Source organism: Pseudomonas sp. PSPC2-3 (genome assembly GCF_049898265.1).
Lineage (GTDB): Bacteria > Pseudomonadota > Gammaproteobacteria > Pseudomonadales > Pseudomonadaceae > Aquipseudomonas > Aquipseudomonas veronii.
Genome location: NZ_JAFCXJ010000001.1, coordinates 544145 through 570731, shown reverse-complemented (window position 1 = coordinate 570731; position 26587 = coordinate 544145). Strand labels below are relative to the sequence as shown.

Sequence of the window (26587 nt, the reverse complement as noted above, 5' to 3'; positions counted from 1 at the left end):
TCCTCACCCCCGTCGCACATACCCCTTGCCGTAATGCCGCTCCATGCGCGCCTGGATCAGTTCCAGGCCGAGGGACATCACCCAGTAGATGATCGCCGCCGTGGTGAGCATTTCGATGTAGCGATAGCTGGAGCGGCCGTAGGATTGCGCGAGGAACATCACTTCCCACACGCCCATCACCGAGATCAGGGAGGAGTCCTTGAGCATCGAGATGAACTGGTTGGTGGCGGGCGGGACGATGGTACGCATGGCCTGGGGCAGGGTGACGTGCCAGAAGATCGAACTGTCGCGCATGCCCAGGGCCAGGGCGGCTTCCCGTTGGCCGTGGGGCACGCCGAGGATGCCGGCGCGGAAGATTTCGCTCAGGTAGGCGCCGTAGTTCAGCGACAGCGCGATGATCCCGGCGACGATGGCCCCCGGCACCAGGCCCAGTTGCGGCAGGCCCAGGTAGATCAGCAGGATCTGGATCAGCAGCGGTGTGCCACGGAAGAATGAGGCATAGAAACTCGCGACGCCAAAGGCCACCGCGCTTTTCGACAGGCGCCCCAGGGCGGTGATAAAGCCCAGTATTGATGACGCCACGATCGAGCACAGGCACAGGAACACCGTCAGCGCCGCGCCTTGCAGAAACCCGTTGGGCGCCAGATGCACGCCGACCAGATTGGGCAGCTTGTCGAGGATGATCGAGAACTTCAGGTCAAAGCTCAGGAAGAAGCTGGCGAACAGGCAGAACAGCGCGGCCCAGGTCAGGTACAGGCGCGTGCGAAAACCGAAGAATCGTTGTAGCCGCGACGCGCTGATCGGTGGTTTGGGTGGGGTGGGGAACGCGGTCATTGGCTGATGTCGGCGCCGATCCATTTTTGCGACAGCTTGCTCAAGGTGCCGTCCTGTTTCAACTGCGCGAAGACTTCACGCACTTTGCTGTCCCACTGCGGGTCGCCTTTTTCGATGGCCACCGAGTTGGGCTCGGCGTACAGCGCTTCGCCGGCCAGCTTGAAGCGTTTGTCCTGGCTCAGGCGCGGTTGGGCGGTGACCAGGTTGGTGAGGATCGCATCCAGGCGCACGCCGGCGCCCAGGCCCAGGTCCTGGAAGGCCACGTTGTCGGTGTCGTAGGGGGCAATCTGCACGTTCTCGAACGGGTACTGCAGCTGGGTGTCTTCGGCGCCTTCGATCACCAGGTTTTTGTTCAGGTAGCTCTCGTAGCTGGAGGCGCTGGTGAGGCCGACTTTCTTGCCGCTCAGGTCCTTGGCGCCGTGGATGCGCTCATCCTTGGCATTGACCACGATCACCGCGGGCGAAGCGTAGTACTCCACGGGGAAGTCGAACACTTCGGCGCGGGCCTTGCTTGGGGTCATCGAGCAGATGCAGATGTCGTAGCGCCCGCTCCAGCGGCCGGCGGCGATCACGTCCCAGGACGGGGTTTCCAGGCGCAGTTTGACCCCGAGTTTTTGCGCGACGGCCTTGGCCACGTCGACGTCGAAACCGTCGAGCTGGTTCTGCTCGTTGAGGAACGAGAAAGGCGGATAGCTTTCCATCAGCACGCCGACCAATTCGTGGTTTTGCTCAACCCGGTCCAGGGTTGCACCGCCGAAGGCTTGGGTGGAGGCAGCCAGCATGGTCAGGCCCAGGGCCAGTAGCGGTTTGAGTTTCAAGAGAGGCACCCGAATAAAAAAGAAGTTGTTATGAAGCGAATTTACCGTATTAAATAGTTATAAGAGCGACTCTCATAGTGAGTTATTTTCATAAGCTTATGAGTAAAAAGCATATGGCCGCAGTACGCACAGTAATTCTCGATGGTGGCATGGGCCGCGAACTGCAACGTCGCGGCGCGCCGTTCCGACAGCCGGAGTGGTCGGCGCTGGCGTTGAGCGAAGCGCCACAGGCGGTGGAAGCGGTACACGCGGCTTACATCCAGGCCGGTGCCGACGTGATCACCAGCAACAGCTATGCCGTCGTACCGTTTCATATCGGCGAAGCGCGGTTTGCCGCCGAGGGCCAGGCCCTGGCGGCGTTGGCCGGTGAATTGGCGCGGCGCGCGGTGGTGGCGTCCGGCCAAGCAGTGCGCGTGGCCGGTTCCCTGCCGCCGCTGTTCGGCTCGTATCGGCCTGACCTGTTCGAGGCCGACCGGGTCAGCGAACTGCTGACGCCCCTGGTGACCGGCCTGGCGCCTTATGTCGACCTGTGGCTGGCGGAAACCCAGAGTTCGATCGTCGAGGCGCGGGCCATTCATGCCGGTCTGCCGGCGGACGGCAAACCGTTCTGGCTGTCGTTTACCTTGAAGGACGAAGACACCGACGAGGTGCCGCGCCTGCGTTCCGGCGAGCCGGTGGCCGAGGCGGCCGAAGCGGCTGCGCAACTGGGCGTGCAGGTGTTGTTGTTCAACTGCAGCCAGCCGGAGGTGATCGGCGCGGCGATTGATGCGGCCCGCCAGACCTTCGAGCGTCTGGGGGTGGCGATCCAGATCGGCGCCTATGCCAACGCCTTCCCGCCACAGCCCAAGGAGGCCACGGCCAACGACGGCCTCGACCCGTTGCGCGACGACCTCGACCCGCCGGGCTACCTGCAATGGGCTGCCGATTGGCAGAAGCGCGGCGCCAGCCATTTGGGCGGTTGCTGCGGGATCGGACCGGAGCATATTGCGGTGTTGGCCGAGCAGCTTGCCGACTGACACCCAGTGCGGATTGCACTGACGATCGAGTGTGGGAGGGAGCTTGCTCCCGTGGCGGCCTGTGGGCCGACCCTTCGCTCGGGTTGGAATGAGTACATATCCATTATTCAGATGACGGCCGCTATGGGTTCCGCCCTTACGGCGGCTCACTTTTGAAAAGCGCAAAAGTAAGCAAAACGCTCTTGCCCCCACCACTCGGTGCCTCGCTTAGGCTCGGCATGCCCGAACGCAGGCTTGAATCCGTGGGCCGCCGTCATGGGCCATCCCTGGCCCAGGACGGCTAACCCGGCGTCCTGCCGGGTTGCCCACGGATTCAAGCCTGCGTTCGGCCAGCGTGGTTAACGGGGCGCCTAAGATCAAAATCAAAAACAGAGCAAAAGCAGAGCAACAGCAAAGCAACAGCTCGCGATACGACCGGGGTTTTCAGCGTCATCGGATGTGTAGATACCCACGCCGCGATAGCGGTAGACCAGTCGAAAATCAATCTCGACTGACCCACCGCCTCGCGGGCAAGCCCGCTCTCATATTCTGGTGCTGCGCTGTCTGTGGGATTTAGGCGCGGCACTCCGCCAGGCTTTTCAATTGGCCTGAACCTGCCTGATTGGCTTCCGACAGCCAGTGCTCAAACCCTGCCCCGATCGGCGGCCATTCCGAGTCCAGAATCGAATACCACGCCGTGTCCCGGTTCTGCCCCTTGACCACCATGTGCTGGCGGAACACCCCTTCAAAACTGAACCCCAGGCGCTCGGCGGCGTATTTGGAGCGGGCATTGCCGTTATTGCATTTCCACTCCAGGCGGCGGTAGCCCAGTTCGAAAGCATGCTTGGCCAACAGATACACGGCCTCGGTGCTTTTCGGCGAGCGCTGCATCGGCGCGCCGAAGGTGACGTGGCCGATTTCGATGCGCCCGTGGGCCGGGACGATGGACATCAGGCTGAGGATGCCCTGCACATCGCCGCTGGCGCGGTCGATCACGCTGAAGAAATACGGCTCGTTGTGCTGGGCATGGTTGTTCAGCCAGGCATCGAACGCGGTGCGGTCGCTGAACGGGCCATACGGCAAATAGTCCCACAGCTTGGGGTCGGCGCCGGGGCCTTCGAGGGCTTGCCACAGACCGTCGGCGTGGCGCGCCGGGTCGAGTTTTTCCAGGCGGATGAAACGCCCTTCGAGCAGTTGGACCGTGGGCGCCGGGGCACCTTGCCAGTCGGCGAGAGAGGTGGACATGCTGCGCTCCTTAAAGACCTTTGCGAAATTGGATGAAGCCAGGGCGTTCGGCGATGCGTTCGTACAGTTGGATCGCGGTGGCATTGGTCTCGTGGGTCAGCCAATGGACCTTGCAGCAGCCGTCGGCTTTGGCCGTGGCATAGACGTGTTCGATCAATTTGCGGCCCACGCCGCCGCCACGCTGGGCCGGCGCCACCAGCAGGTCTTGCAGGTAGCAGGAGTTTTCAATGCTCCAGTTGGAGCGATGGTAGATGAAGTTGACCATGCCTACCGCTTTGCCGTCCTGCCAGGCGAGCGCGGAGTGGGTCGGCTCATGGGCGTCGATCAGGCGTTGCCAGGTGCTCTGGGTGACGGCGTCTGGCAGTTCGGTGTTGTAGAACTGCAAGTACGCGTGCCACAGCGCGAGCCAGGCGGCGTGGTCGGCGGCGGTGACGGGGCGGATGTCGATCGGGCTCATTCTGGGGCTCCTTGGGGAATGAAACGGGCGAGGGTCTGGTCGCGCACGTCGAGGCTGGTGGCCAGCCCCTCGCGCACGCCCTGGATGTCGGCGGCACTGCGGTTCTGGCTGAGTTTGCGTTTGCCGATCAGACGTTCGATGGGCAAGGCGAAACCGACGATGGCCTTGAGCATGCCTTCAATGTAGTCGGCCGGGGCGTCGCTGACCTTCCAGGGCTGGGCGCGGCGGCCTTCGTGGCGGTCGGTGAGGGCGCTGACCACGCCGCGCAGGCGCTCGGCGTCGGTAAACACGTCGGCCGTGCCGTAGGCATGCACGGCCAGGTAGTTCCAGGTGGGCACCACTTTGCCGTGCTCGGCCTTGCTCGGGTAAAACGCCGGGCTGACATAGGCGTCGGCCCCGGCAAAGATCACCAGCGCTTCGCCGCCGTTCTGCAGGTCGTGCCACTGCGGGTTGGCCTTGGCCATGTGGCCGTAGAGCGTACCGTTCGGGCCTTCGTTGGGGTTGAGCAGCAGTGGCAGGTGGCTGGCTAGCAGGCCGTGTTCACCCACGGTCACCACCTGCGCCAGACGCGTGTGCTGGATCAGTTGCTGCAGTTCGGGCAAATCGTCGAGGGCAAAGGCGCGTGGTGTGTACATAAAAGTATTCCTTGGCGAATGCCTGCATCCTAGGCAGGCTAATGGTTCGTTGTAAGAGCCATCTATGACCCATTTCATGGGTCCAATTCCGGAGCCTGCCCAATGTCGTCCCTTGCGCCGCCGTTGTCGTTCAACCCTGCGGGAATCGAGCTGGATCGTCGTCAGGGGCTGACCCGCCAGCTGTACGAAGCCTTGCGCCAACGCGTGCTGGACGGGCGACTGGCCGGCGGCACGCGTTTGCCCGCCACGCGCGACCTGGCGGCGGCGTTGTCGATTTCGCGCAACAGCGTGGTGCGTGCCTACGATCAGCTGTATGCCGAGGGCTTTACGCAAAGCCGGGTCGGCGACGGGACGTATGTCGCCCAACTGCCCAGTTCAAAAAAACTATCCACAAAACTGTCCACAGGGTTTTCAACAGGCTTATCCCCAGCCTTATCCACAATCGAGCTGAAAAACGCCGATATTTCGAGCGAAAAAGTTATCCACAGCGCGGCGCTGGAGCGCCTCGAAAACAACCATTTGCCCTTGCCGCCCACGGGGCCTCCACGGGCATTTCGGGTGGGGGTTCCGGCCTTCGACCTGTTCCCTTTTGACGTCTGGGCCAAGCTGAATGCGGCTTTTTGGCGCAAGCCGGACCTCAAGCTACTGTGCTATGGCAACCCGGCCGGGGACGAGCGCTTGCGCAGCCTGATCGCCGCCTACCTGCGCAGCTCGCGGGGCATGCAGTGTACGGCTGAGCAAATTGTGATCACCAGTGGCGCGCAGCAGGCAATCAGCCTTTGTGCACAGTTGCTGGTGAGCCCAGGTGATGGCGTGGCGATTGAAAATCCCGGCTACCGCGCCGCCGGTCATGCCTTCGCCCTGGCCGGTGCGCAGTTGCAAGGTGTGGCGGTGGACAGCGAGGGGATCGACTGCAGCGTGTTGAACGGCCTCGACAACTGCCGCCTGGCCTATGTCACGCCGTCCCATCAGTACCCATTGGGCGTGGTCATGAGCCTGGCCCGGCGCCTGGAGTTGCTGGCCTGGGCCGAACGCAGCGGTGGCTGGGTCGTCGAGGATGACTACGACGGCGAGTACCGTTACAGCGGCGCGCCGCTGGCCCCGCTGGCGGCCCTGGATCGCAGCGGGCGGGTGTTGTATGTGGGGACGTTCGGCAAAGTCGCGTTCCCGGCGCTGCGCCTGGGTTACCTGGTGTTGCCGCCGACGCTGGTCGACGCATTCGCCCAGCGCCGCGCCGTGGACGTGCGGCACTCGGAGGTCAGCACCCAGGCGGTGATGGCGGAGTTCATGGCGGCGGGGCACTTTCAGCGGCATATCCGGCGCATGCGCCGCGCTGCGCTCAGTCGGCGCAACGTCCTGTTGAACGGCTGGCCGGACGAGCTGCCGGGGGTCGGCAGCCTGCCGAACAGTGCCGCGGGCCTGCACCTCACCGTGCGGGTGGACAGCCTTGCCCGCGAACAACAACTGGTGGCGCAGGCCCGCGCGGTGGGCGTGGAGGTTAATGGCCTGAGCAGCTATTGGCTGGCGCAGGCCGGGCCACCGGACGATCAACGCGCCGGCCTGGTGCTGGGCTTCGCCGCAGTGCCCGAGGCGGCGATCCGCCAGGCGCTCGCGCGGTTGCGCCAGGCCTGGACCGGTCAGGCTGAGGGCTGAGGCTTGGCTTTCAGGAACAGCGAGCGGGCCAGATGCAGACCGATTTCACTGCGGTACACGGCGATGTCGCTCAAGGGTTCGAACCGGCCGCCCATCAGGCGCTGTTGGCGGTTTTTCAGGTGGGCGGCGGTGTAGGCTTCTTCCGGCCCGGTGAGGGTGGGGTAGTGAAAGTGTGCGTACCACAACGGACGGTTCGTGTTGACGTCCACCACCGCATACTCCTGCAGGAAACCCTTGTCGCGCCCCCTGAGTCGGGTGCGGGCGCCGACAGGCGGGTCTACCGTGACGGCGCCCTCGCGCAACAGCAATTCGACGTGCGCCGCCTCCGGTGGTCGGCGCTTGAGCACCTCGAGCTTGATCCGTTTGCCTTCCCGGTAAAGCTGGGTGATCGCCTCATCAAGGCGGCGGTTAGTCAACGCAGCTGACGGCGAGGCGCTTTCGGTCTGGTTGCTGGAGGTCAACGCCTCTTCGATATCCTGGTTGGCCCGTTGCAGTTTTTTGGCGTGCTGGTGGAAGCGCTCTTCGATTTCCACCGGCAGTTGCCGGGTTTCCTTCGCCCAGGCTTCCTTGTTGGCGATAAAGGCTTCGACCCCATCGACCAGCGCCTGACCGTCGCTGATGCTGTTTGCCAGGTTACGCGCCTGGCTGCGGGAAGCGGGCTTGGGCGTCAGCTCGCGTTCGACCCAAACCCCCGGCTCCTTCTCATGGAAGGTTGCAATCACTTTGCCGGTCAGGGGTTCCTTTACGTCGACCAGCGTCTTGCCGTCTTCGTCGGGGCTCTCACGCTCTTCGCCGACCACCATCCCCTTGAAGCGCGTCTTGATGTATTTTTTCTTCGCCCTGGGGACGGTGCGCGACGGGCCCGCGGTGGGCTCCATGGCTCTGCGTTCGCGAAGCAGGGTTGTCAGTTGTTTCTCTGCGAGCCGAGCGAACTCGTCCACTTGCTTGCGCAGGTTTTCCAGGTCGGGCTTGTTGAGGTCATTGGGAAACTCGGCCGGCAGATCCACCAGGTTCTGGTCAACCCTGGAAAACTGATCCATCAGGCTGTCCAGGGTTTCGATCAACTGCTCCGGCGGCACCATGTTGCGCGGTTGTGCGGCCTCTCTGAAACTTTGGACCGCCAGCTCCGCCACATCGACGATACGGCGCAAGGCTTCCCTGGCGTCGGCGCGTGTGGCCGATGCGCCTTCGGCCACGCACAGGAAGTGGCCCAGGGTAATCTTGAACGCCTTGAGATCATCAAGGGCATAAGCGGGCAGGTGCGGCTCATGCTGCTGGATCAGCCTGACCCCGCGCGCACCCAGGGCACGAGCCTCCTTGAAGCGTGCCTGAAGGTAGCCCAGGCGCTCCGCCATGGCGTGTGTCGCGGTATACATGTTGCGGTAGTGAACGGTGGGCAAGGCTTCTTCTTCAACGCCCTCGATGTCGAGGTGGCCCTGTATGGCTTCCAGTCGTTCGCGAAACGGGATCTGTTGTTCGCTGATGGCGGAGCGCGCCAGAAACAGCTGATGTTCCAGGTAGCCGACCATGGCGTCCTGATAGTTGGGCACCGTGTCGAGAATATTCAGGGATTTGAGCTGGGAAATCGGTACGTCGAATTCTTTGAGACGCGTATCCACCTGTTCGAGAAAGGTGGTTCTGGCCGCGGCTTTGGCGTCACCCGCCGTGCGGTCGATGGCGCCTTGCAAGGCTTCAAGACCGTGCTGGCGCTGGGCTTGCTCGCTGTCGAAGGTTGCCAGTTGCCGGCGTAAATCGGTGATTTTCGGCGGCCTGAGGGCTTCGCCTTTTTTGCGCCGGCTGCGCAGGCCGCCTGCGCGTAGGCGCAAGCGCGTGTCGACGAACCATTGCCCCAGGCGATTGGCGATCAGCGGCGGGCCGCGCCGGCCTGGTTGGCGCGGATCGATGATCAACACGGTGTCGTTTTCGTCGACCGTCACTTCAAACCATCGTGTACCCACCGGGGCGTACCAGTGTGAGGCTTTGGCATAGAGATGCTGATGAGGGCCTTCCACGGTCTGTTGCGTACCCAATTGATCGGGCTTGGCCTGCGCAAAGCTGTCGAGAAACGTGCCCAGGTTCTGCGCGCTGCGGTTCAGGGCACCACTGATGTGCAGGGTGTGTTCGTGGTCGACGGGCAGCTCTGCCGTCGCGATATCCGGCTTTTGGACGACCTCTACCTTGACCTCCGGCGGCGGCAATTCGGGCGGCTTGGCGGGCTTCCCGATGGACGACTCGGGCCGATGCGCCGTGGCGACATGCGTCGTTAACACCATGCCGAGCGTCAGCAAGATATCCACCAGCGCCGAGAGCCCGGCGGAACGGTCACCGACCTCATTGGTGTCGACCATCTGTTGCAGGTCATCCATCAATTGCCAGATCCAGGTCGCGGCGCCCGCGGCGCGGCCCATGAACGGCAGCACGGTATTGAACATCAGCCACCCGGCGTGCTTGAAACTCTCCCAGCGCGCCTCGGCATTGGACACCGATTGGCGGTCGGCCAGGGTGACCAGCGCGTCGGCGTTGGCTCGGAACAGTGTGGCGAAGTCGTCGTTTGGCAGCACTTCCCGCCCCAGTTCGACGGGCCCGGTCATCACCAGTGCATTCAGCGGGTCGCTCAGCACACTGGTAAATACCCACGGCGAGGGCAGGCTGCCGGGAAACACAAATTGCGCGTAAGCCGTTCGCACCTTATCGGGCAGCCAAGCCAGGACCGATTGGCGCAATGGCGTGTCTTGTTTGATCGCGTACAGCAGATTGGTCGGTGACGGGAACTGCATCAACGGTTGGTTGGACAGCGGGCGATAGAGCAGGCAAGGACCTTTTTTCGGGTCTTGAGGGCCAATGACGAACATGTTGCCGACGACGTCGACGGCCGAGCCCAGACGGCGTTTGGGGAGCAGGGACAAGCGGCGGATGACCACCGCCGCGCCGTCGACCACACGGGCTGCGCTGTCTGGATGCATCGCCGCGCAGACATAGCGATAGCCCTGTTCGCTCAGGTCGTGGACACCTCGTACTTTGTACTGCAACGCCAGTAGCGGCAGTTGCAGGCGTAATTGAGCGGTGTAGAGACGTTGCCTTCGCAGGGACTCGGCAGCGTCGTCAAGCAGCGTGCGTTTGACCAGGGCCGGGTAGTGCATGCCGACGTTCGCCTGGGTAATCAAGTGCTCCAGGTAGGCCGCCGTCATCCAGGCGGGCACCGCGCTGCCGTTTTCATAACCGACGGTTTTGTTGCCCAAGGGCAGGGCTATCAGGTTTTCCAGGGCCAACTCGGCGAGGGTAAAGGTTTGGGTCTGGGTGTTTCCCGGCACGATCAGGGTGCCCCAGGCTTGCACGCTGGTGACGCTGATCCGCACGCTGTCCAGCGTCGTGCGGGCCACGCCGGGGTGGTCCTTGACCATCAGGGTGTGGATCGCATCCAGGGCAAAATCGCCGATGTGCTTGATCCCATCATCAAAGGCTTTACCCGCGTGCCGCAGGTGCAGGGCCGCGAGGTCCATCATGTAGCGCCCGTAGGTTGCCTGATCCGACGAGGACGCGGTGAGTATCCAGTCGGGCAAGGCACGATGTACCCAGCCGATTCTGTCTTGATCCAGCGGGGCGCGGGGGGCGATTTCGCTGCCTGGCTTGTCGTGCGCCATGGTCGGGATCAGCTCACCGCTGTTGAACGCGATTGCGCCGATTGCCTGAATCTGCAGGGAAATAAACGCACAGGCCTGCTGCTCGAAAAAGTCCCCTGAGGGTTGGAAGAGTCGCCAGTGGAGCTTGGTCGCCTGTGGAGTGGCCACTTGAATGCTCAGGGCGTCGCCAAGCGCTTGCAGGCTCTTGAAGGCGGCGTAACCGTCGGCGATCGAATAGCTGAGGATGATGTCGCGCTCGCCGAGGCGCCCGACCAGTACCGCCAATGCCGACAGGTTGAGGTGTTTGACCTGTGTGGCGTATTCCAAGTCGACGTCGATCAGATAAGCCTTGGTCGCGTATTTGTCCTGGGGCAAGCGCTGGGCGTAATCCGGCGTGTGAAAAACCGCCCTGGCAACGTTGCATTCATCCTCGTCCCAACCCTCCACGCTGTCGACATTCCAGATCGCGCGCAAGGCGTTGGCAAAGGTGCGCCAGCGTGGGCCGTTCGGGTGGTTGCTGGCATTCCAGAACGCGAGTTGCTGCTCTTGGTACGCGACGCACAGCAACGGTGCCAGCTCATTGATCAGGCGGCCGACGGAGTCCACCTTGACCGGCAGATGCACGTTCGGCCCGGTGGCGGATTGATAGATCAGGTAGTGCTCGCTGTCGAGCCAGGTGACAGGTGCGCCGGATGTTGCACTGCGGCACAACGCGCCGGTCAGTGTTTGAAATCGCGGGGCTCCGGGCAGGATCGCCTCGGCGGTGATCTGCCAGTGCGGCGTCACCAGAAGGGTCAGATCGGGGTCGATGTCGAGATCCGGGTACAGCTCGCGCAAGCTCGAGCGCAGGGTGGCGGCCGCGACTTCGCGCAAGGAGGGGCCGGTGGTCAGTTGAGTCAACAGGTCGTTGGCACTGGGAGGCGATGAGGGCAAGGGCGGGCTCCTGACGGGCGAGGTGAGGCGGGTTGCCGACGGCAACCCAGGACCTCGACCACGTTAGGGCGCGTGCCCGTCCGGAGGTGGTAGTTAGATAGCGGGCGGCCCCTATGTCCCCGACTTGATCTTGGTCCACGCCCGCGTCCGGGCGCGCTCGGCGTCGCGGCCCAGGGGTTTGAGGGTATACAGCGTGGCCATCGCCGCCTCGGTGGGGTACAGGTTGGGGTTGTGGCGGATCGCTGGGTCAACCAGTTCCGTCGCGTCTTTGTTCGGGTTGGGGTAACCGACGAAGTCGCTGATCGGCGCGATCACCTGCGGTTGCAGCAGGTAGTTGATGAAGGTGTAGGCGTCCTGCGGGTTTTTCGCGCCTTTGGGCAGGGCGAGCATGTCGAACCAGATCGGCGCGCCTTCCTTGGGCAGGCGCATGTCCACGATCACGCCGTTCTTGGCTTCCTTGGCGCGGTTGGCGGCCTGGGAGAAGCTGCCGGAATAACCGACGGCCACGCAGATGTCACCGTTGGCGATATCGGCCATGTACTTGGAGGAGTGGAAGTAGGTGATGTACGGGCGGACTTTCATCAGCAGCGCTTCGGCTTTTTCATAGTCCTTGGGGTTGCTGCTGTTGGGGTCCAGGCCCAGGTGCTGCAGGGCCAGCGGCAGGATCTCGGACGGCGAATCGAGCAGCGCGACGCCACACTGCTTGAGCTTGCTGATGTTTTCTTCCTTGAAGATCAGGTCCCAACTGTCCACCGGCGCATCGGCACCCAGCGCGGCCTTGACCTTGTCGGGGTTGAAGCCGATCAGGATGGTGCCGTACATGTAGGGCACGGCGAACTTATTGCCGGGGTCGTTGGCCTCGAGCAGCTTCATCAGCTTGGGATCGAGGTGGTTCCAGTTCGGCAGTCGGCTGCGGTCCAGGGGCTGGAATACTCCGGCTTCGATCTGCTTGGCGAGGAACACGTTGGACGGCACCACCACGTCATACCCGGAGTTGCCGGTGAGCAGCTTGGCTTCCAGGGCTTCGTTGGTGTCGAAGATGTCGTACACCAGTTTGACGTCGGGGTTCTGCGCCTTGAAGTCTTCCAGCGCCTTGGGCGTGATGTAGTCGAACCAGTTGTAGACCCGCAGGGTTTTCTCTTCGGCATGGGCCGCGCCACCGAGAACGGCGGCGCAGAGGACGAGCGACTTGAGCATGTTCATTGGAGGGACCCCTCAAAACCTTCTAGAACGTTGACGGCGTTGATGCCGATTTCTGCCACGGCGTAGCCGCCTTCCATCACAAACAGCGTGGGTTTGCCCAGGCGCGCGATGCGTGCGCCCATGGCCAGGTAATCCGGGCTGTCGAGCTTGAACTGCGAGATCGGGTCGTCCTTGAACGTGTCCACACCCAGCGACACGACGATGATGTCGGCGTCATAGCGCTCGATTTCCCTGCACGCCTCGTCAAGCGCCGCGCTCCAGCGCGCCCACCCGGAACCGGCCGGCAACGGGTAGTTGAAGTTGAAGCCTTCCCCGGCGCCTTCTCCCTGCTCATCGGCGTAGCCCAGGAAAAACGGGAACTCCGCCTCCGGATGCCCATGGATCGAGGTAAAGAGCACGTCGTTGCGTGCGTAGAAGATCGATTGAGTGCCGTTGCCGTGGTGGTAGTCCACGTCGAGGATCGCCACCTTGCGATGGCCCTGGTCGAGAAACGCCTGGGCGGCGATGGCGGCGTTGTTGAGGTAGCAATAACCGCCCATCAAGTCGCTGGCGGCGTGGTGCCCCGGCGGGCGACACAGCGCGAACGCACAGTGGGCGCCGCGCTGGATCGCTTGCTGTGCGGTCAACGCGACCTGGGCGGCGCTGTAGGCCGCTTGCCAGGTGCCGGCGGTAATCGGTGCGCCGCCGTCGAAGCTGTAGTAACCGAGCTGGCCGTGCAGGCTGGTGGGCAGCACGCGGCGCAAGGTGCGGGCGGGCCAGGTGTAGGGCAACAGGTCGCCGTCCTCGCCGAATGCGGTCCAGCGTTGCCAGGCACCTTTGAAGAAGTCCAGGTAGTCGCGGCTATGGACACGTTGCAGCGGCGCGAGGCCAAAGTCCTGCGGGGCAAGGACCGGGCCCAGCCCACGGGCTTTGACCCGTTGCAGTACGTGGTCGGCGCGCGAGGGCATTTCGAAGCAGGGCATCAGTTGCCCGTCCATCAGTTCACAGCGGCCGTGGTGCAGGTGGTGATCGTCCGAGTAGATCGTCAGCATTTTGTTGTTCTCCGCAGGCGGTATCGGTGCCTGCAGTCTTGCGGGCGGGGCGCTTTATGAGAACGGCAGGAGCGGCCAAAAGGGGATAAATCGGGCCAAATTGTGTGTCCGCAATTCGCCCATCAATGGGGCGTCATGCACGAAATTGGCTCGGCGCCACGCCGCTCCAGCGCACAAAGGCATGCCGGAAGCTGGCGGTTTCGCTGAAACCCAGTTGCTCGGCGATGCGGTAGATCGGCAGTTCATCCGCCGCCAGCCATTGCTTGGCGCGCTCGAAGCGCAGTTCGTCGAGCAGTTCCTGATAACTGCACCCCAGGTCGTGCAAGTGGCGGCGCAGGGTGCGCGGCGAGCAGTTCATCTGTGCGGCCAGGCCTTCGATCCCCGGCGCGGCGCCGAGTTGGCTGGTGAGCAACTGGCGGATTCTGCCCAGCCACGCCTGGCGGCCGGTGAACTCCAGGTTCTGTTTGCGGCATCGCTCGGCCATGGCCTGGTGCGTGACGGCGTCGGCCAGGGGCAGGGGCTGGTCCAGCCAGCGCTTGTCGAAGGCGAAGGCGTTGGTGCCGGCGTCGAACTGCAGCGGGCAGGCGAAACACTCGCTGTAGCGCGCGCGATAATCCGGCGCGCTGTATTCAAAGCGTGCGCCAAGCAGCGCCAGCGGCTGGCCGAGCAGGTCGTCGCAGATCACCTTCAGCGAGGCCAGGCACAGTTCGACGTTGAACATCTGCATGGCCAGGGTTTCGCGATAGTCCGCGGCGGTAAACCAGATGCGCTCGCCGTCCGCCTCCAGGCTCAGCTTGAAAAGTGTTCCCAGCAGCGCCGGATAACGCAGCGCCAGGCGCAAAGCGTCACCGAAGGTGGCACTCGTCAGCAGCGCGTAACCGAGCATGCCGTAGGCCGACACATGCATCTGGCGGCCCAGCACCAGGCCGACATCCCGGCGCAGGGCCACGGCATTGGCGCATACGCGCATTTCCTGATTGGTGGTAATGCGCGTGTCGGCGCGGCTCAAGTCCGCCGCGCAGATGCCGCTGCCCGCGAGCAAGGCCTCGCTGGGCAGCCCTTGGGCCTTGAAGGTGTCGAGCACCAGCGACACCGCGTTGAGGGTGGTGAGATGAGCGTGCAGCATCGACGGCTCCAACGTGTCAGGTACGGTGAAAGAGCAAGTTGTGTGCCGTCGGCCGTGTGTCAGGCGAGGTTGAAAAACAGCGTACTGGCCTGACTCTCGTTGATCTCGCTGCGGTGGAATGCCACGCGTTGTGCGCTGCTCAGGCCTTTGGTGGTGTCGGCTGCCGCGCCCAGGCTGTGTTCCTGCGGTGTCTTGAGGCGCGCGCTGATAAACGCCCTGGGTGTGGTCCAGTCGGTCGAGTAGTGGAAGTGTGCATACCACAGCACCTTATGGGTGCTGCGGTCGGTGATGGTGTATTCGTCCAGGTAATCCGGCCGGGCGGACTTGATGCGTCGGCGGCTGATGGTTTTTTTGATGCTTATCGCGTTGCGGGCCTTCAACCATTGCACGCCGGAGGGTGTCGGCGGGTGCTGTTGGGTCATCCTCAACACATTGTCTACGGATTGTTGATAGAGGGCTGTGGTGGCGTCGCTGAGGGTCTTTTTGACGGTGCTGGCCAGGGCCACGTCGCCTTGCGCGAGGTTCTTCTGGCTCAGGGCTTGCTCGATACTGCGCGTGGCTTGCTCCAGGCGCTGGGCGTGTTGATGGTACAAGTATTCGATGCCGATGGGCGTGCGTTGGGCTTGGCTGGCCAGGCCGGTGATCCGTTGTTTGAAGTCCGGTAGGCCGTCGAGCAGGTTCTGGCCGGCGTCCACGCTGGTTTGCAGGTCGATGGGCGTGTTCACCGTTTGTTCGCTCCTGGCCCGTTGCACCCAAAAGCCGTCCGGTTTCTCGTGAAACGTGGCCACCACGGTGTTGGACAGGGGCGAGCGAACATCCACCAGCCCGGTGTCCAGGCCTGTGGCGGACAATTGCGGCTCACCGACGACCATGCCGTGGTAACGGGTGCGGATGAATTTTTTCTGCGGGTGTGGCGGGACGGGCGGCGGGCTGGGGGTGGCTCTCAGTGAGGTGCGTCGGTCGGCCATTTGCGCAAGATGGGTGCTGGCGCGTTTGGTGTACTCGCCGAGTTGCTCGCGCAGGCGGGTCAACGGTTCCGTCAGGGAGACGCTGGGGAATTCCGTGGGAAAGTCCTGCAGGCGCTCGCCCAGCACCGTGAACTGTTCGATCAGGCTGCTCAGGGTTTCGATCTGTTCGTCGATGCGCTTGTCACTGCGCTCGCGCAGGGTGTCGCGCAGGGCCTGGATGGCGATGTCGCAGGCGTCGACAATATGGTCGATGGCCGCCCATGCCAGTGGTGCGCTGAGGGTGGTGGTTTCGCGCAGGCACAGGTTGCGGGCCAAGGTGACTTGCAACGCCTTGAGGTCGCCGCTGCTGTAGGCAGGCAGCAGGCTTTTGGTGTTCTTGATCAGGCGCAGGCCTTCGCCGGGCAGGTCACGCAGTTCGTTGAACCGCGTTTCGAAGTAGTCCAGGCGCTCGATCATGCCGTGCAGTATTGCGTTCATTTGCAGTGCGTCGGGGATGTTGCGCGCGCGTGCGTCGGCGGCCTGCTTCGCGATGTGGTCGAGGATTGTACGGAGTTTGGGTGTAAAGGCTTTGAGCACTTCGTTGAGCCCGGCCCAGCTCAGGCTCAACTGAGCCTTGAGATACCCCACGGCGCTGTGCAGGTAGTCCGGCGTTGGGGCAAGTACATTCAACTCTTTCAGGTTTTTCAGGGCGGTCTCGTAGTCTGTGCGTTGGGCCTCCAGTTGATCGAGGTAAGCCCTTTGCGCGGCCTGGGCCGAGGTGGGCGGTGCGTCGACCAGTGCCTGATAAGTCTTTTCCAGGGTGTCCTGGGCGGTCTTTTTCTGTTGCTCGAAGGCGGTGATCTGCCTGCGCAGTTGGCTGGCCTGACGTTCGGCTTGCGCCCGGGCTTTGCGCTCCCGGCTTCTTGAACCGCCGCCACGCAGGCGCAGCCGGGTGTCGATGAACCACTCGCCCTTGAGATTGCCGATCAGAAAGGGACCGTTGCGCGCGGGTTGTTGGGGATCGGTGATCTGCACTTCGTCATTCTCATCCACCGTCACTTCGAACCAGCGTTCGCCGACCTGTGCGTACCATTTATCGAGCAGCGGATAGAGGTGGCGATGAGGGCCGATGCGCGATGAGGCCTTGTTGCGCACCTTCGGCTTTTCGACCTTGAAACTGTCCAGCAGGCTGCCCAGGTCGCTGGGGCTGCGGTTGATCGCGGCCAGGGTGTGCAGTGCATGCGGGTGATTGCCTGGCAGCTCAACTGCCGAAAGGTTGGCCAATTGTTTGACTGTCACGGGCTTGGCGATCACCTCGGGCCTGGCGGCAGGTTTCGGTGCCGGCTCGTCCTTGCTCAAGGCGGGGGCTGGCGGCGCGTCGCGGCTGGCGATGTGCAGGGTCAACACCATGCCCAGGTTGAGCAACAGCCCGGCCAGGGCGGACCATTGGGCCGGTTTGTCCTTTTGCTGTTGCGCGTCGACGACCGCTTGCACCTGATCCAGTATCTGCCAGATCCAGGCGGCGGTGTTCACGGTGCGGCCCAGGAACGGCAGGGCTGCGTTGAATATCAGCCAGCCCGCCTGCTTGAGCGAGGCCCAGCGACTTTCGGCATTCGACGCCGACTGACGGTCGGCCAGCGTGATCAGCGCGTTGGCGTTGGCCTTGAACAGCTCGCCGGGCAGATCACCGCTGAGCACTTGCGTGCCCAGGTCCATGGGCCCGCTCATCATCACGAGTTTGACCGGGTCCGCCAGCAACGTCACGACTGCCCAGGGCGAGGGCAGTTCGCCAGGGAATGCGTAGCGTGCGTAGTCGTCGCGCACGTTGTCCGGCAGCCAGGCCAGGACCGAGTCGCGCAGGTGGCGTGATTGGCGGATCGCATACAGCAGGTCGGCCGGTGACGGATATTGCAGCAGTTGTAATTCCGCCATCGGGCGATACAACAGGCAGGGCCCGGCGTTCGTGTCCTGGGGGCCAATCACAAACATGTTGCTCACCACGTCTTGCGTGTCGGCGCTGCGGTTTTTCGGCAGGAAGGCCAGGGGACGAAGAACGATGGCTTGCCCGTCGACCTGACGGTCCGCTGCCTCTGGCGCCAGCACGGCAGCGACGTAGCGATACCCCAGTTCGTCGATCCCGGCGTGTCGGCTCATCTTGTATTGCAAGGCTTGCAGCGGCAGTTGGATGCGCAAATGGCTGCTGTACAGGGCGCGTCGGCGGCTGGATTCGAGCGGGTTGTCGAGCAACTTGCTTTTGGCCAGGGCCGGGTAGTGTTGGCCGACGTCCACCTTGCGGATCAGCGTTTCGATGTATGCCATGGTCAGCCACGCCGGCACGGTGCTGCTGTTGCGCAAGCGCACGCTTTTGTCGCCGAGGGGCAGGCCGATCAGGTTTTGCAGGGCCAGGTCGGCCAGGCTGAAGGTGGTGGTGTCGACCTTGCCCGGCAGGGTGAAACTGCCCCACACAATCGGGCTGCGTACCTGAATCTCGATGTTCTCCAGGCGCAGGTTCGCCGCGTCGGTGTGGTCCTTGAGCATTTCGGCGCGCAGTCTGTCGAGCGCGTAGGTCTGGATGTGCGGGATGTCATCGTCGTAGGACTTGCCCGCGTTGAGGCTGTGCAGCGCGGCGAGGTCTTTCAGGTAGCGTGCGTAGAGACTCAGGTCGCTGGTGGAGGCGGACGTCAGCCAGGACGGGAGTGCGTCGAGGTAGGGTTTGAGGTCGGGTTGCTTTTCGCCGACCAGCTCTTGGGTGGCCGGTGGCAGGTTGAGTGAGGATTCGCTGGGGGCGGTGCGCCGCAGTTGCTGAGTGTCGAGCTGCCCGATGAACGCAAGCTGTTGGGCAATCAGCGTGCAAGCCTGGTGATCGAAAAAATGCCCGGTGGGTTCGAACAGTCGCCATTGGATGTCAGTGGGTGCATGGCGACCTACGTAGCCGGGCAAGCTCTGGCCCAGTTGCTCCAGCGTGGCGAATTTCTCGTAGCCGTTGAACAGGGAGTACGTGAGGATAAGCGTCTCGCCGTCGTGGTTGCCGATCAGCACGGCAATCGACAGCAGGCCCAGGTGGGTGACGGTTGCGCCATCGACCTGATCGACGTCCACCAGGTAGGCGCGGCAGGCGAATGCATCGTCGCTCTGGCGGCGTGTCAGTTCCGGCGCGGCGTACAGCGTGCGGGCCATGGCGCAGTCCTGCTCGTCCCAGCCGTCGACGCGGGTCACGTTCCACACCGAGCGCAGCGTGCTGGACAAGGCTTGCCAATGGGGGCCGGAGGTGCCGTTGCTGGAGTTCCAGAACGCCACTTGTTGTTCCTGGTAGGCGGTGAGCATCACCGGTGCCAGCAGGTTGATCAGGGTGGCGATCTGCGTGATGCGTACCGGCAGGTGCGCGGTGGGTTGCTGGTTTTTCGGCTGGATAAGGTAGTGCGCGCCTTCGATGTAGAGCGCGGGTTCACCTGAGATGGCCTGATTGGTGAGGATGTCGGTGAGGGTTTGGTGCGCGGTGGGGCCGGCGACGATTTCATCGTCGACAATGCCCCATGTCGGCGTGCCGACCATGGCGATGTCCGGGTCGATGCCCAGGTCCGGGTAGAGTTCTTGCAACGAGCGGCGTAACAGCGTGCTGGCGGCTTCCCGGAAGGCGGGGCCGACGCAGAGTTGGGTGACCAGCGTATCGGAGGGGTTGTAACGAAGGGTGGAGGTTTGTTGGCTCATGGGTTCCTGCCTTGCCATTTCATGGACGCTGCCGGAAGAACAGCTTCGGCATGCTAGAAAGCGGCAAGGCAGGGAGGAGGCTAACTATATAGTTGGCCGAGGGTTTTTACGCGGGTTCGGCTGTACGATTCAGGCCAGTTCACCGCACAGATCGAGTTCCACCAGGTGCCGGATGGTCTGGGTGTCGAGCCCGGCGCCGAGCAGCGCGTTGAGTTTGCCGAACGCCGCTTCACGGGTCATGCCGCCACCGGACAGCACGCCCACTGCACGCAAACGGCTGCCGGCTTCGTACACGTCCAGTTCCACGCCGCCCTCATGGCATTGGGTGATCGCGACCACGACCACGCCTTGCGCCTGCGCGCGCTGGAGGCTGGCGAGGAACTCGGGGTCGTCGCTGGGCCCGGTGCCGCTGCCGAAGCATTCCAGGATCAGCGCCTGCAGGCCGCTGCCGATCAAACCGTCCAGTTGGGGCGCGCCGATACCCGGCACCAACGGCAGCACGCCGACATTGGCCAGGGCCTTGGGCTGACGGTAGTCCAGCGCTGCAGGAATCGACGCGGCGCGGGCCACGCCGCCCTGGCGTTGCAACGCGGCGAACGGGTGACGCCCGAAGCTGCGGACTTTCGCGCAGCGTGTCGGCGCCATCAGCGTGCCGTGGAAGTACAACTGCACACCCGGCGCCAGGCCTTGGCCCAGGGCCAGCAGCGCACCGCTGACGTTTTCCCAGGCATCGCTGTCGGGTACGCCGGCCGGGAGCATGGAACCGGTGAACAGCACCGGCGCCGGCAGGCCCAGCAGTTGGAAGCTCATGGCGGCCGCGCTGTAGGCCAAGGTGTCGGTGCCGTGCAGGATCAGCACCGCGTCGCAACCGTCGTCCACGGCTTCGACCACGGCAGTGCGCAGGCGCTGCCAGTAGGCCGGGGTCATGTTGGCGCTGTCGATCAGCGGCGACATTTCCCGGAAGCGCCATGTAGGCACCGGCTGGTTGGCGAGCTGTTCGCGCATGCGGGCTTCGAAACCGGATGCGGGGGTCAGGCCGTTGGCACTGGCTTGCATGCCGATGGTGCCGCCGGTGTAGAGCACCATGACGTTGTTAGCTGCTTGCATCGAAAATCTCCTGAACGAAAAACGCCGCCAAGCCCAGAGCATGCCCAAGGCCAGGCGGCGTGTCATCTGCGCTTAGCGTTGCGACAGTGCGATCGATTCAGCAGGCGCTTTAGCGGCAGGCTCCGGTTTCACCGGGTTGGCCGGCCAGGCCTTGTGGTCCAGGTCCAGGTCGGGGAACTGGCTGGAGTCGAACACCGGGGTCTTGATCCCCGCCGCGCGCTGGTTGTCGTAGTCATTCAGGATACGCATGGCGATCTTGAACAGGAACGCCAGGGCGAACAGGTTGACGAACGCGAGCATCGTCATGGTGATGTCGGCGAAGGCGAACACGGTGCTCAGGTTCTCGATCGAACCCCAGAAAATCAGCACCAGCACCAACGCGCGGTAGCCCATCAGCACCTTGCGGTTGTTGCCGACCAGGAAGCGCAGGTTGCTCTCGCCGAGGTAGTAGTTGTACATGATCGAGGTGAACACGAACAACGCCAGGGCCACCGAGATGAACATCCGGCCCCAGTCGCCGACCACGGCTGCCAGGGAGTTCTGGGTCAGGGCAATGCCGTCGCCTTCAAAGCCCGGGGTGTAGAAACCGGAGAGCAGGATCAGCAAGGCGGTGCAGGTGCAGATCACGAAAGTATCGAGGAACACGCTGAACGCTTGCACCACGCCTTGGGCGATCGGATGTTCCACCGACGCGACCGCCGCCACGTTAGGCGCACTGCCCAAACCGGCTTCGTTGGCGAATACGCCGCGCTTCACACCCATGATGATCGCACTGCCCACCAGGCCGCCGAAGGCCTGGTCGAGGCCGAACGCGCTCTTGACGATGGTCGCGAGCATGGCCGGCACGTGGTCGAATTGCAGCACGATCACGTAGAGGGTCACGGCGATGTAGACCAGGGTCTTGACCGGCACCAGCAGGTCGGCGATCGAGGCGATCCGCTTGATCCCGCCGATGAACACCAGGCCCAGCAATGCCGCCAGGGCCAGGCCGGTGTAGGTGGTGTCGAGGCCGAAGGCGTTGTTCAGCGAATGCGTCACGGCATGCGCTTGCAGGCCGTTGAACGCAAAGCCGAAGGTCACCAGCAGCAGGAACGCCATCACCATGCCCAGCCAGCGTTTGTGCAGGCCGTGCTGGATGTAATAAGCCGGGCCGCCGCGGAAGGTGCCTTCGGCGTCGGTGCGCTTGTACAACTGGCCGAGGGAGCACTCGATAAAGCTCGAGGACATGCCCACCAACGCGGTGACCCACATCCAGAACACGGCACCGGGGCCGCCCAGGGTCACGGCAATGCCGACACCGGCGATGTTACCGGCACCGACGCGGCCGGCCAGGCTGAGCATCAGCGCCTGGAACGAACTGAGCTGGTCGGAGCTGTTTTTCAGGCTGTCGCGAAACACCGAAAACATGTGGAAAAAGTGACGCAACTGAACGAAACGCGAGCGGATCGTGAAATAACCGCCGAGCCCGACAATGAGCACGATCAGTACTTTCCCTGAGAGGAAGTCGTTGATGACTTCGAGCATGGAGTGTTCCTCGCTGATTTTTCTAATGGCAAACGCAGGACGGTTCGACGCTGTCACTTGGCACCAGGCAGTGCGCGACGGTTCGACCCGATCCTTTTGCGGGTGTTGTTATTCATGCGTTTTCGCGTGTGTCCGGGCCTCGTTACCGATGGCCGCTGGCGCGAAGAGGGGCGGCACTATACCTAGGCGAACGTGATCCGTCTGCCTGGGCTGATTAAAGGTTTCAGCCAGGGCGTGGCGGGCAGGGGCGATATTGGAATTTTTATGGGCGTCATTTCACAACCTTGAGGCAAAAAAAAGGGCCTGAAGAACGAGCCTTCAGGCCCTCAAAAGGTGAGAGGTGTCTAGTCCCTCAACCTGGTGAGCGGTGCAACAAACGCTTAGGCCTTCAGCGGGACCAAACGTGGAGCAATCATGTTTTCGGGGCGCAGGATGTCGTCGAGCATGGCGTCGTCGAGCAAGCCTTCTTCGCGCACCAGTTCCAGCACGCCGCGGCCGCTTTCGAGGGCGATACGCGCGATGCGGGTGGCGTTTTCATAGCCGATGTACGGGTTCAGCGCGGTGACCAGGCCGATGGAGTGCTCCACCAACTCGCGGCAGCGGGCTTCGTTGGCGGTGATGCCGACGATGCAGTGCTCGCGCAGCATGTCCATGGCCCGTTGCAGCAGGCGGATCGAGTCGAAGATCTTGAAGGCGATCAACGGTTCCATCACGTTCAACTGCAGTTGGCCGCCTTCGGCTGCCATGGTCAGGGCCAGGTCGTTGCCGATCACTTGGAAGGCCACTTGGTTGACGGCTTCCGGGATCACCGGGTTGACCTTGCCAGGCATGATCGAGCTGCCAGGCTGGCGGGCCGGCAGGTTGATCTCGTTGATGCCGGTACGTGGGCCGCTGGACAGCAGGCGCAGGTCGTTGCAGATCTTCGACAGCTTCACCGCGGTACGCTTGAGCATGCCGGAGAACAATACGAAGGCGCCCATGTCGGAGGTGGCTTCGATCAAGTCCGCCGCCGGCACCAGTGGCTGGCCGCTGATGGTGGCCAGGCGTTGTACGGCCAGGGCCTGGTAGCGCGGGTCGGCGTTGATGCCGGTGCCGATGGCGGTGCCGCCCAGGTTCACTTCGGTCAACAGCTCCGGCGCCAGGGTTTTCAGGCGGGCCAGGTCTTCGTTGAGGGTGGTGGCAAAGGCGCGGAATTCCTGGCCGAGGGTCATCGGCACGGCGTCTTGCAACTGGGTGCGGCCCATTTTCAGTACATGGTTGAACTCGACACCCTTGGCGGCGAACGCCTGGATCAGGCTGTCGAGGCTGGCCAGCAGCGCGTCATGGCCCAACAGCAGACCCAGGCGGATCGCGGTCGGGTAGGCGTCGTTGGTCGACTGCGCCATGTTCACGTCGTTGTTCGGGTGCAGGTACTGGTACTCGCCCTTGTTGTGGCCCATGGCCTCCAACGCGATGTTGGCGATGACTTCGTTGGCATTCATGTTGGTTGAAGTGCCAGCGCCGCCTTGAATCATGTCCACCACGAATTCTTCGTGGAAGTCGCCGCGGATCAGGCGGGCACAGGCTTCGCTGATCGCAGCGTGCTTGGCTTCGCTGAGCTGGCCCAACTCGCGGTTGGCGTCAGCGGCGGCTTGCTTGACCATTGCCAGGCCGACCACCAATTTCGGGTAATGCGAAATCGGAACGCCCGAGAGGCGGAAGTTATTCACCGCTCGCAGGGTCTGGATGCCGTAATACGCTTGAGCAGGTACTTCGAGTACGCCAAGCAGGTCTTTTTCTGTGCGGAATGATGCAGCGGAGGACATGACGGAAATCATCTCGATATGGACCCGGAACTGGCCGGAACGCTGTGAATGCTAGGCTTGTGGAAGTTTTTGGGCCAATGCTGTTAAACACTGGCCTATGCACAAACGGCATAATAGGCGTGTGACCCGGCTATCATGGCGGGCGTGTGTGCCAAAATGGTGCATACCCGTGGGAGGAACTGATGAACCTTGAGAGCAAATGGCTGGAAGACTTCAGCGCCCTGGCGGCGACGCGCAGCTTTTCCCAGGCTGCTGAGCGGCGCTTTGTCACCCAGCCGGCGTTCAGTCGACGTATCCGCAGCCTCGAAGCCGCGCTGGGCCTGACCCTGGTCAACCGCTCGCGCACGCCGGTGGAATTGACGGCGGCGGGGCAGTTGTTTCTGGTGACCGCGCGCACGGTGGTCGAGCAGCTCGGTGAAGTACTGCGCCATTTGCACCATCTGGAAGGCGGGCAGGGCGAAGTCATGCAAGTGGCGGCGGCCCACTCCCTGGCGCTGGGCTTCTTCCCGCGCTGGATCGCGCAGTTGCGCAACGAAGGCCTGAACATTGCCACCCGGCTGGTCGCCACCAACGTCGGTGATGCCGTGCATGCCCTGCGCGAAGGCGGCTGCGATTTGATGCTGGCGTTCTACGACCCCGACGCGGCAATGCAGATGGACCCGGAGATCTTCCCGTCACTGCACCTGGGCAATACCGAAATGCTCCCGGTGTGCGCCGCCGATGCCGAGGGCAAGCCACTGTTCGACCTGGAAGGTGAAGGCAGTGTGCCGCTGCTGGCCTACAGCGCCGGGGCATTTCTGGGGCGTTCGGTGAACCTGCTGTTGCGCCAACGTGCCCTGCGCTTCACCACGGTTTACGAAACCGCGATGGCCGACAGCCTCAAAAGCATGGCCCTGGAAGGCCTGGGCATCGCCTGGGTGCCGCAACTGAGCGTGCGTGCCGAGTTGGCCCGGGGTGAGCTGGTGGTCTGCGGCGGTCCGCAGTGGCATGTGCCGTTGGAGATTCGTTTGTACCGCTGTGCCTTGGTGCGTAAGGCAAACGTGCGGTTGTTGTGGCGCAAGCTGGAAGGTGGAGCCGCGCAGAATACGTGAGTCCAGCACCGCTTAACTGTGGGAGGGGTTTTGTGGGGTTTTCGCTGACTCTTAAGTCAATAAAACCGCCGGTTTGCGCCGCTAGACAGATGGTCATTCCAGGGGCTGTTTATCTGCGTTATTACGGTATACTGCGCGGCCTTCGGCCGGTCCAACCGGCCAAATTTCGTACACCAAGCCACGCCGGATTTCCCGCGTGGCTTGTTGTTTTTTGACGCGCCTGCGGGCGCCCAGAGAGAAGAGGCACGACGATGAGTGCATTGGTTGGCGTGATCATGGGCTCCAAGTCCGATTGGTCCACCCTTAGCCACACCGCCGATATGCTGGAAAAACTCGGCATTCCGTATGAAGTGAAAGTGGTCTCTGCCCACCGCACCCCGGATTTGCTGTTCCAGTATGCCGATGAAGCAGAATCCCGTGGCATCGAGGTGATCATCGCCGGTGCCGGCGGTGCAGCGCACCTGCCAGGCATGTGTGCGGCCAAGACCCACCTGCCGGTACTCGGCGTGCCGGTGCAGTCGTCGATGCTCTCGGGCGTGGATTCGCTGTTGTCCATCGTGCAGATGCCGGCCGGTATCCCGGTGGCGACCCTGGCGATCGGCAAGGCCGGCGCAATCAACGCCGCCTTGCTGTCCGCCAGCATCCTGGGCGCCAAGCACCCGCAGTTCCACGCGATGCTGAAAAAATTCCGTGCTGAGCAGACAGACAGCGTGCTGGACAATCCAGACCCACGTATCGCCTGAGGTTGTTGACGATGAAAATCGGTGTAATCGGTGGCGGCCAACTGGGTCGCATGCTGGCCCTGGCGGGAACGCCGCTGGGGATGAACTTCGCTTTCCTGGACCCGGCGCCGGATGCCTGTGCGGCCGCGTTGGGTGAACACCTGCGCGCTGACTACAGCGACCCGGACCACCTGCGCCAACTGGCCGAAGAAGTCGACCTGGTGACCTTCGAGTTCGAAAGCGTCCCGGCCGAAACCGTGGCCTTCCTCTCGCAGTTCGTGCCGGTCTACCCGAGCGCCGAAGCCTTGCGCATCGCCCGTGACCGCTGGTTCGAGAAGAGCATGTTCAAGGACCTGGGCATTCCGACCCCGGCCTTCGCCGATATCCAGTCCCAGGCGGACCTGGACGCCGCCGTCGCCAGCATCGGCCTGCCGGCCGTGCTGAAAACCCGTACCCTGGGTTACGACGGCAAGGGCCAGAAAGTCCTGCGCACCGCCGCCGATGTGGTCGGCACCTTCGCCGAACTGGGCAGCGTGGCCTGCCTGTTGGAAGGCTTCGTGCCGTTCACCGGCGAAGTTTCGCTGATCGCCGTGCGTGCCCGCGATGGCGAGACCCGCTTCTACCCGTTGGTCCACAACACCCACGACAACGGCATTCTCAAACTGTCCGTGGCCAGCACCGACCATCCGTTGCAGGCCCTGGCCGAAGACTATTCCAGCCGTGTGCTCAAGCAGCTGGAATATGTCGGCGTGATGGCGTTCGAGTTCTTTGAAGTCGACGGTGGCCTGAAGGCCAACGAAATCGCCCCGCGTGTGCACAACTCCGGGCACTGGACCACCGAAGGCGCCGAGTGCAGCCAGTTCGAGAACCACCTGCGCGCGGTGGCAGGCTTGCCGCTGGGCTCCACAGCCAAGGTGGGCGAGAGCGCCATGCTCAACTTCATCGGCGTGGTCCCGCCGGTTGAAAAAGTCATCGCCATCGACGACTGCCACCTGCATCACTACGGCAAGGCTTTCAAGACCGGGCGCAAGGTCGGCCACGCCAACCTGCGTTGCCAGGACCGCGCGACGCTGCAAGCGCAGATCCTCAAGGTCGAAGCGTTGATCGCCGAGCAATAATCCCGGGTGCGGCGG

General features: G+C 63.2%; 18 protein-coding genes. 5 read left to right on the top strand and 13 right to left on the bottom strand.

Annotation, left to right across the window (positions count from 1 at the left end; all coding sequences use genetic code 11):
- Positions 1 to 3: 3 nt before the first annotated feature.
- Both ACP7E3_RS02645 and ACP7E3_RS02640 read right to left on the bottom strand, forming a co-directional pair.
- Positions 4 to 834, bottom strand: coding sequence for an amino acid ABC transporter permease (locus ACP7E3_RS02645; RefSeq protein ID WP_426122199.1), 831 nt, complete (start codon positions 832 to 834; stop codon positions 4 to 6).
- Positions 831 to 1652 carry an ABC transporter substrate-binding protein gene (locus tag ACP7E3_RS02640; RefSeq protein ID WP_017850025.1) on the bottom strand — a complete coding sequence of 274 codons (822 nt, stop codon included), beginning with the start codon at positions 1650 to 1652 and terminating at the stop codon, positions 831 to 833. The genes ACP7E3_RS02645 and ACP7E3_RS02640 overlap by 4 nt, the downstream gene beginning before the upstream one ends.
- A 113-nt stretch (positions 1653 to 1765) precedes the next feature.
- Here ACP7E3_RS02640 and ACP7E3_RS02635 point away from each other — a divergent pair, with 113 nt between their 5' ends.
- Positions 1766 to 2668 carry a homocysteine S-methyltransferase family protein gene (locus ACP7E3_RS02635; protein ID WP_026140405.1) on the top strand — a complete coding sequence of 301 codons (903 nt, stop codon included), beginning with the start codon at positions 1766 to 1768 and terminating at the stop codon, positions 2666 to 2668.
- A gap of 552 nt (positions 2669 to 3220) precedes the next feature.
- Here the strand turns inward: ACP7E3_RS02635 and ACP7E3_RS02630 are convergent.
- The 3 genes from ACP7E3_RS02630 to ACP7E3_RS02620 are packed head-to-tail and all read right to left on the bottom strand — an operon-like array spanning position 3221 to position 4984.
- Entirely contained in the window at positions 3221 to 3892 is a 672-nt protein-coding gene (locus tag ACP7E3_RS02630; RefSeq protein WP_017850023.1) for a GNAT family N-acetyltransferase, read from the bottom strand.
- Between the two features lie 10 nt (positions 3893 to 3902).
- Positions 3903 to 4349, bottom strand: coding sequence for a GNAT family N-acetyltransferase (locus ACP7E3_RS02625; protein ID WP_426122196.1), 447 nt, complete (start codon positions 4347 to 4349; stop codon positions 3903 to 3905).
- Positions 4346 to 4984 carry an FMN-binding negative transcriptional regulator gene (locus tag ACP7E3_RS02620; protein WP_108525811.1) on the bottom strand — a complete coding sequence of 213 codons (639 nt, stop codon included), beginning with the start codon at positions 4982 to 4984 and terminating at the stop codon, positions 4346 to 4348. Before ACP7E3_RS02620 ends, ACP7E3_RS02625 begins: the two co-directional genes overlap by 4 nt.
- Positions 4985 to 5086: 102 nt before the next feature.
- Here ACP7E3_RS02620 and ACP7E3_RS02615 point away from each other — a divergent pair, with 102 nt between their 5' ends.
- The gene (locus tag ACP7E3_RS02615) at positions 5087 to 6637 is read left to right on the top strand and encodes a PLP-dependent aminotransferase family protein (RefSeq protein ID WP_108525813.1); all 1551 of its coding nucleotides are present in this window, start codon (positions 5087 to 5089) and stop codon (positions 6635 to 6637) included.
- On the opposite strand, the gene ACP7E3_RS02610 is transcribed toward ACP7E3_RS02615, so the two are convergent.
- From ACP7E3_RS02610 to aspA, 8 genes are all read right to left on the bottom strand, one after another.
- Positions 6622 to 11190 (bottom strand): dermonecrotic toxin domain-containing protein, encoded by a 4569-nt coding sequence (locus ACP7E3_RS02610; protein ID WP_426122194.1) that lies wholly within the window; start codon positions 11188 to 11190, stop codon positions 6622 to 6624. The genes ACP7E3_RS02615 and ACP7E3_RS02610 overlap by 16 nt on opposite strands.
- Positions 11191 to 11301: 111 nt before the next feature.
- Entirely contained in the window at positions 11302 to 12393 is a 1092-nt protein-coding gene (locus ACP7E3_RS02605) for a polyamine ABC transporter substrate-binding protein (protein WP_017850018.1), read from the bottom strand.
- A complete protein-coding gene (locus ACP7E3_RS02600; RefSeq protein WP_046381610.1) occupies positions 12390 to 13424 on the bottom strand; it encodes a histone deacetylase family protein in 1035 nt (344 codons plus the stop codon). The genes ACP7E3_RS02605 and ACP7E3_RS02600 overlap by 4 nt, the downstream gene beginning before the upstream one ends.
- A gap of 133 nt (positions 13425 to 13557) precedes the next feature.
- Complete coding sequence (locus ACP7E3_RS02595) at positions 13558 to 14550, bottom strand: AraC family transcriptional regulator (protein ID WP_426122191.1); 993 nt, start codon at positions 14548 to 14550, stop codon at positions 13558 to 13560.
- A gap of 59 nt (positions 14551 to 14609) precedes the next feature.
- On the bottom strand, positions 14610 to 19205 hold the full coding sequence (locus tag ACP7E3_RS02590; RefSeq protein WP_426122189.1) for a hypothetical protein: 4596 nt from the start codon (positions 19203 to 19205) through the stop codon (positions 14610 to 14612).
- 129 nt (positions 19206 to 19334) lie between these two features.
- A complete protein-coding gene (locus ACP7E3_RS02585; protein ID WP_046381613.1) occupies positions 19335 to 20312 on the bottom strand; it encodes an asparaginase in 978 nt (325 codons plus the stop codon).
- A gap of 72 nt (positions 20313 to 20384) precedes the next feature.
- Complete coding sequence (locus tag ACP7E3_RS02580; RefSeq protein WP_046381614.1) at positions 20385 to 21836, bottom strand: alanine/glycine:cation symporter family protein; 1452 nt, start codon at positions 21834 to 21836, stop codon at positions 20385 to 20387.
- Positions 21837 to 22216: 380 nt separating this feature from the next.
- Positions 22217 to 23641, bottom strand: a complete 1425-nt coding sequence (gene aspA, locus ACP7E3_RS02575) for an aspartate ammonia-lyase (protein WP_017850012.1) — start codon at positions 23639 to 23641, stop codon at positions 22217 to 22219.
- 182 nt (positions 23642 to 23823) lie between these two features.
- Between aspA and ACP7E3_RS02570 the strand changes: the two genes are divergently transcribed.
- From ACP7E3_RS02570 to ACP7E3_RS02560, 3 genes are all read left to right on the top strand, one after another.
- Positions 23824 to 24732, top strand: coding sequence for a LysR substrate-binding domain-containing protein (locus ACP7E3_RS02570; protein WP_017850011.1), 909 nt, complete (start codon positions 23824 to 23826; stop codon positions 24730 to 24732).
- A gap of 251 nt (positions 24733 to 24983) precedes the next feature.
- Positions 24984 to 25475 carry a 5-(carboxyamino)imidazole ribonucleotide mutase gene (gene purE, locus ACP7E3_RS02565; RefSeq protein WP_017850010.1) on the top strand — a complete coding sequence of 164 codons (492 nt, stop codon included), beginning with the start codon at positions 24984 to 24986 and terminating at the stop codon, positions 25473 to 25475.
- An 11-nt stretch (positions 25476 to 25486) separates the two neighbouring features.
- The gene (locus tag ACP7E3_RS02560; RefSeq protein WP_046381615.1) at positions 25487 to 26572 is read left to right on the top strand and encodes a 5-(carboxyamino)imidazole ribonucleotide synthase; all 1086 of its coding nucleotides are present in this window, start codon (positions 25487 to 25489) and stop codon (positions 26570 to 26572) included.
- Positions 26573 to 26587: the final 15 nt, after the last annotated feature.

Coding starts and splice junctions, on each gene's coding strand:
- ACP7E3_RS02615 (WP_108525813.1), top strand. CDS start 5,087: ATGTCGTCCCTTGCGCCGCCGTTGTCGTTCAACCCTGCGGGAATCGAG.
- ACP7E3_RS02645 (WP_426122199.1), bottom strand. CDS start 834: ATGACCGCGTTCCCCACCCCACCCAAACCACCGATCAGCGCGTCGCGG.
- ACP7E3_RS02570 (WP_017850011.1), top strand. CDS start 23,824: ATGAACCTTGAGAGCAAATGGCTGGAAGACTTCAGCGCCCTGGCGGCG.
- purE (WP_017850010.1), top strand. CDS start 24,984: ATGAGTGCATTGGTTGGCGTGATCATGGGCTCCAAGTCCGATTGGTCC.
- ACP7E3_RS02580 (WP_046381614.1), bottom strand. CDS start 21,836: ATGCTCGAAGTCATCAACGACTTCCTCTCAGGGAAAGTACTGATCGTG.
- ACP7E3_RS02590 (WP_426122189.1), bottom strand. CDS start 19,205: ATGAGCCAACAAACCTCCACCCTTCGTTACAACCCCTCCGATACGCTG.
- aspA (WP_017850012.1), bottom strand. CDS start 23,641: ATGTCCTCCGCTGCATCATTCCGCACAGAAAAAGACCTGCTTGGCGTA.
- ACP7E3_RS02560 (WP_046381615.1), top strand. CDS start 25,487: ATGAAAATCGGTGTAATCGGTGGCGGCCAACTGGGTCGCATGCTGGCC.
- ACP7E3_RS02585 (WP_046381613.1), bottom strand. CDS start 20,312: ATGCAAGCAGCTAACAACGTCATGGTGCTCTACACCGGCGGCACCATC.
- ACP7E3_RS02625 (WP_426122196.1), bottom strand. CDS start 4,349: ATGAGCCCGATCGACATCCGCCCCGTCACCGCCGCCGACCACGCCGCC.
- ACP7E3_RS02620 (WP_108525811.1), bottom strand. CDS start 4,984: ATGTACACACCACGCGCCTTTGCCCTCGACGATTTGCCCGAACTGCAG.
- ACP7E3_RS02605 (WP_017850018.1), bottom strand. CDS start 12,393: ATGAACATGCTCAAGTCGCTCGTCCTCTGCGCCGCCGTTCTCGGTGGC.
- ACP7E3_RS02635 (WP_026140405.1), top strand. CDS start 1,766: ATGGCCGCAGTACGCACAGTAATTCTCGATGGTGGCATGGGCCGCGAA.
- ACP7E3_RS02630 (WP_017850023.1), bottom strand. CDS start 3,892: ATGTCCACCTCTCTCGCCGACTGGCAAGGTGCCCCGGCGCCCACGGTC.
- ACP7E3_RS02595 (WP_426122191.1), bottom strand. CDS start 14,550: ATGCTGCACGCTCATCTCACCACCCTCAACGCGGTGTCGCTGGTGCTC.
- ACP7E3_RS02600 (WP_046381610.1), bottom strand. CDS start 13,424: ATGCTGACGATCTACTCGGACGATCACCACCTGCACCACGGCCGCTGT.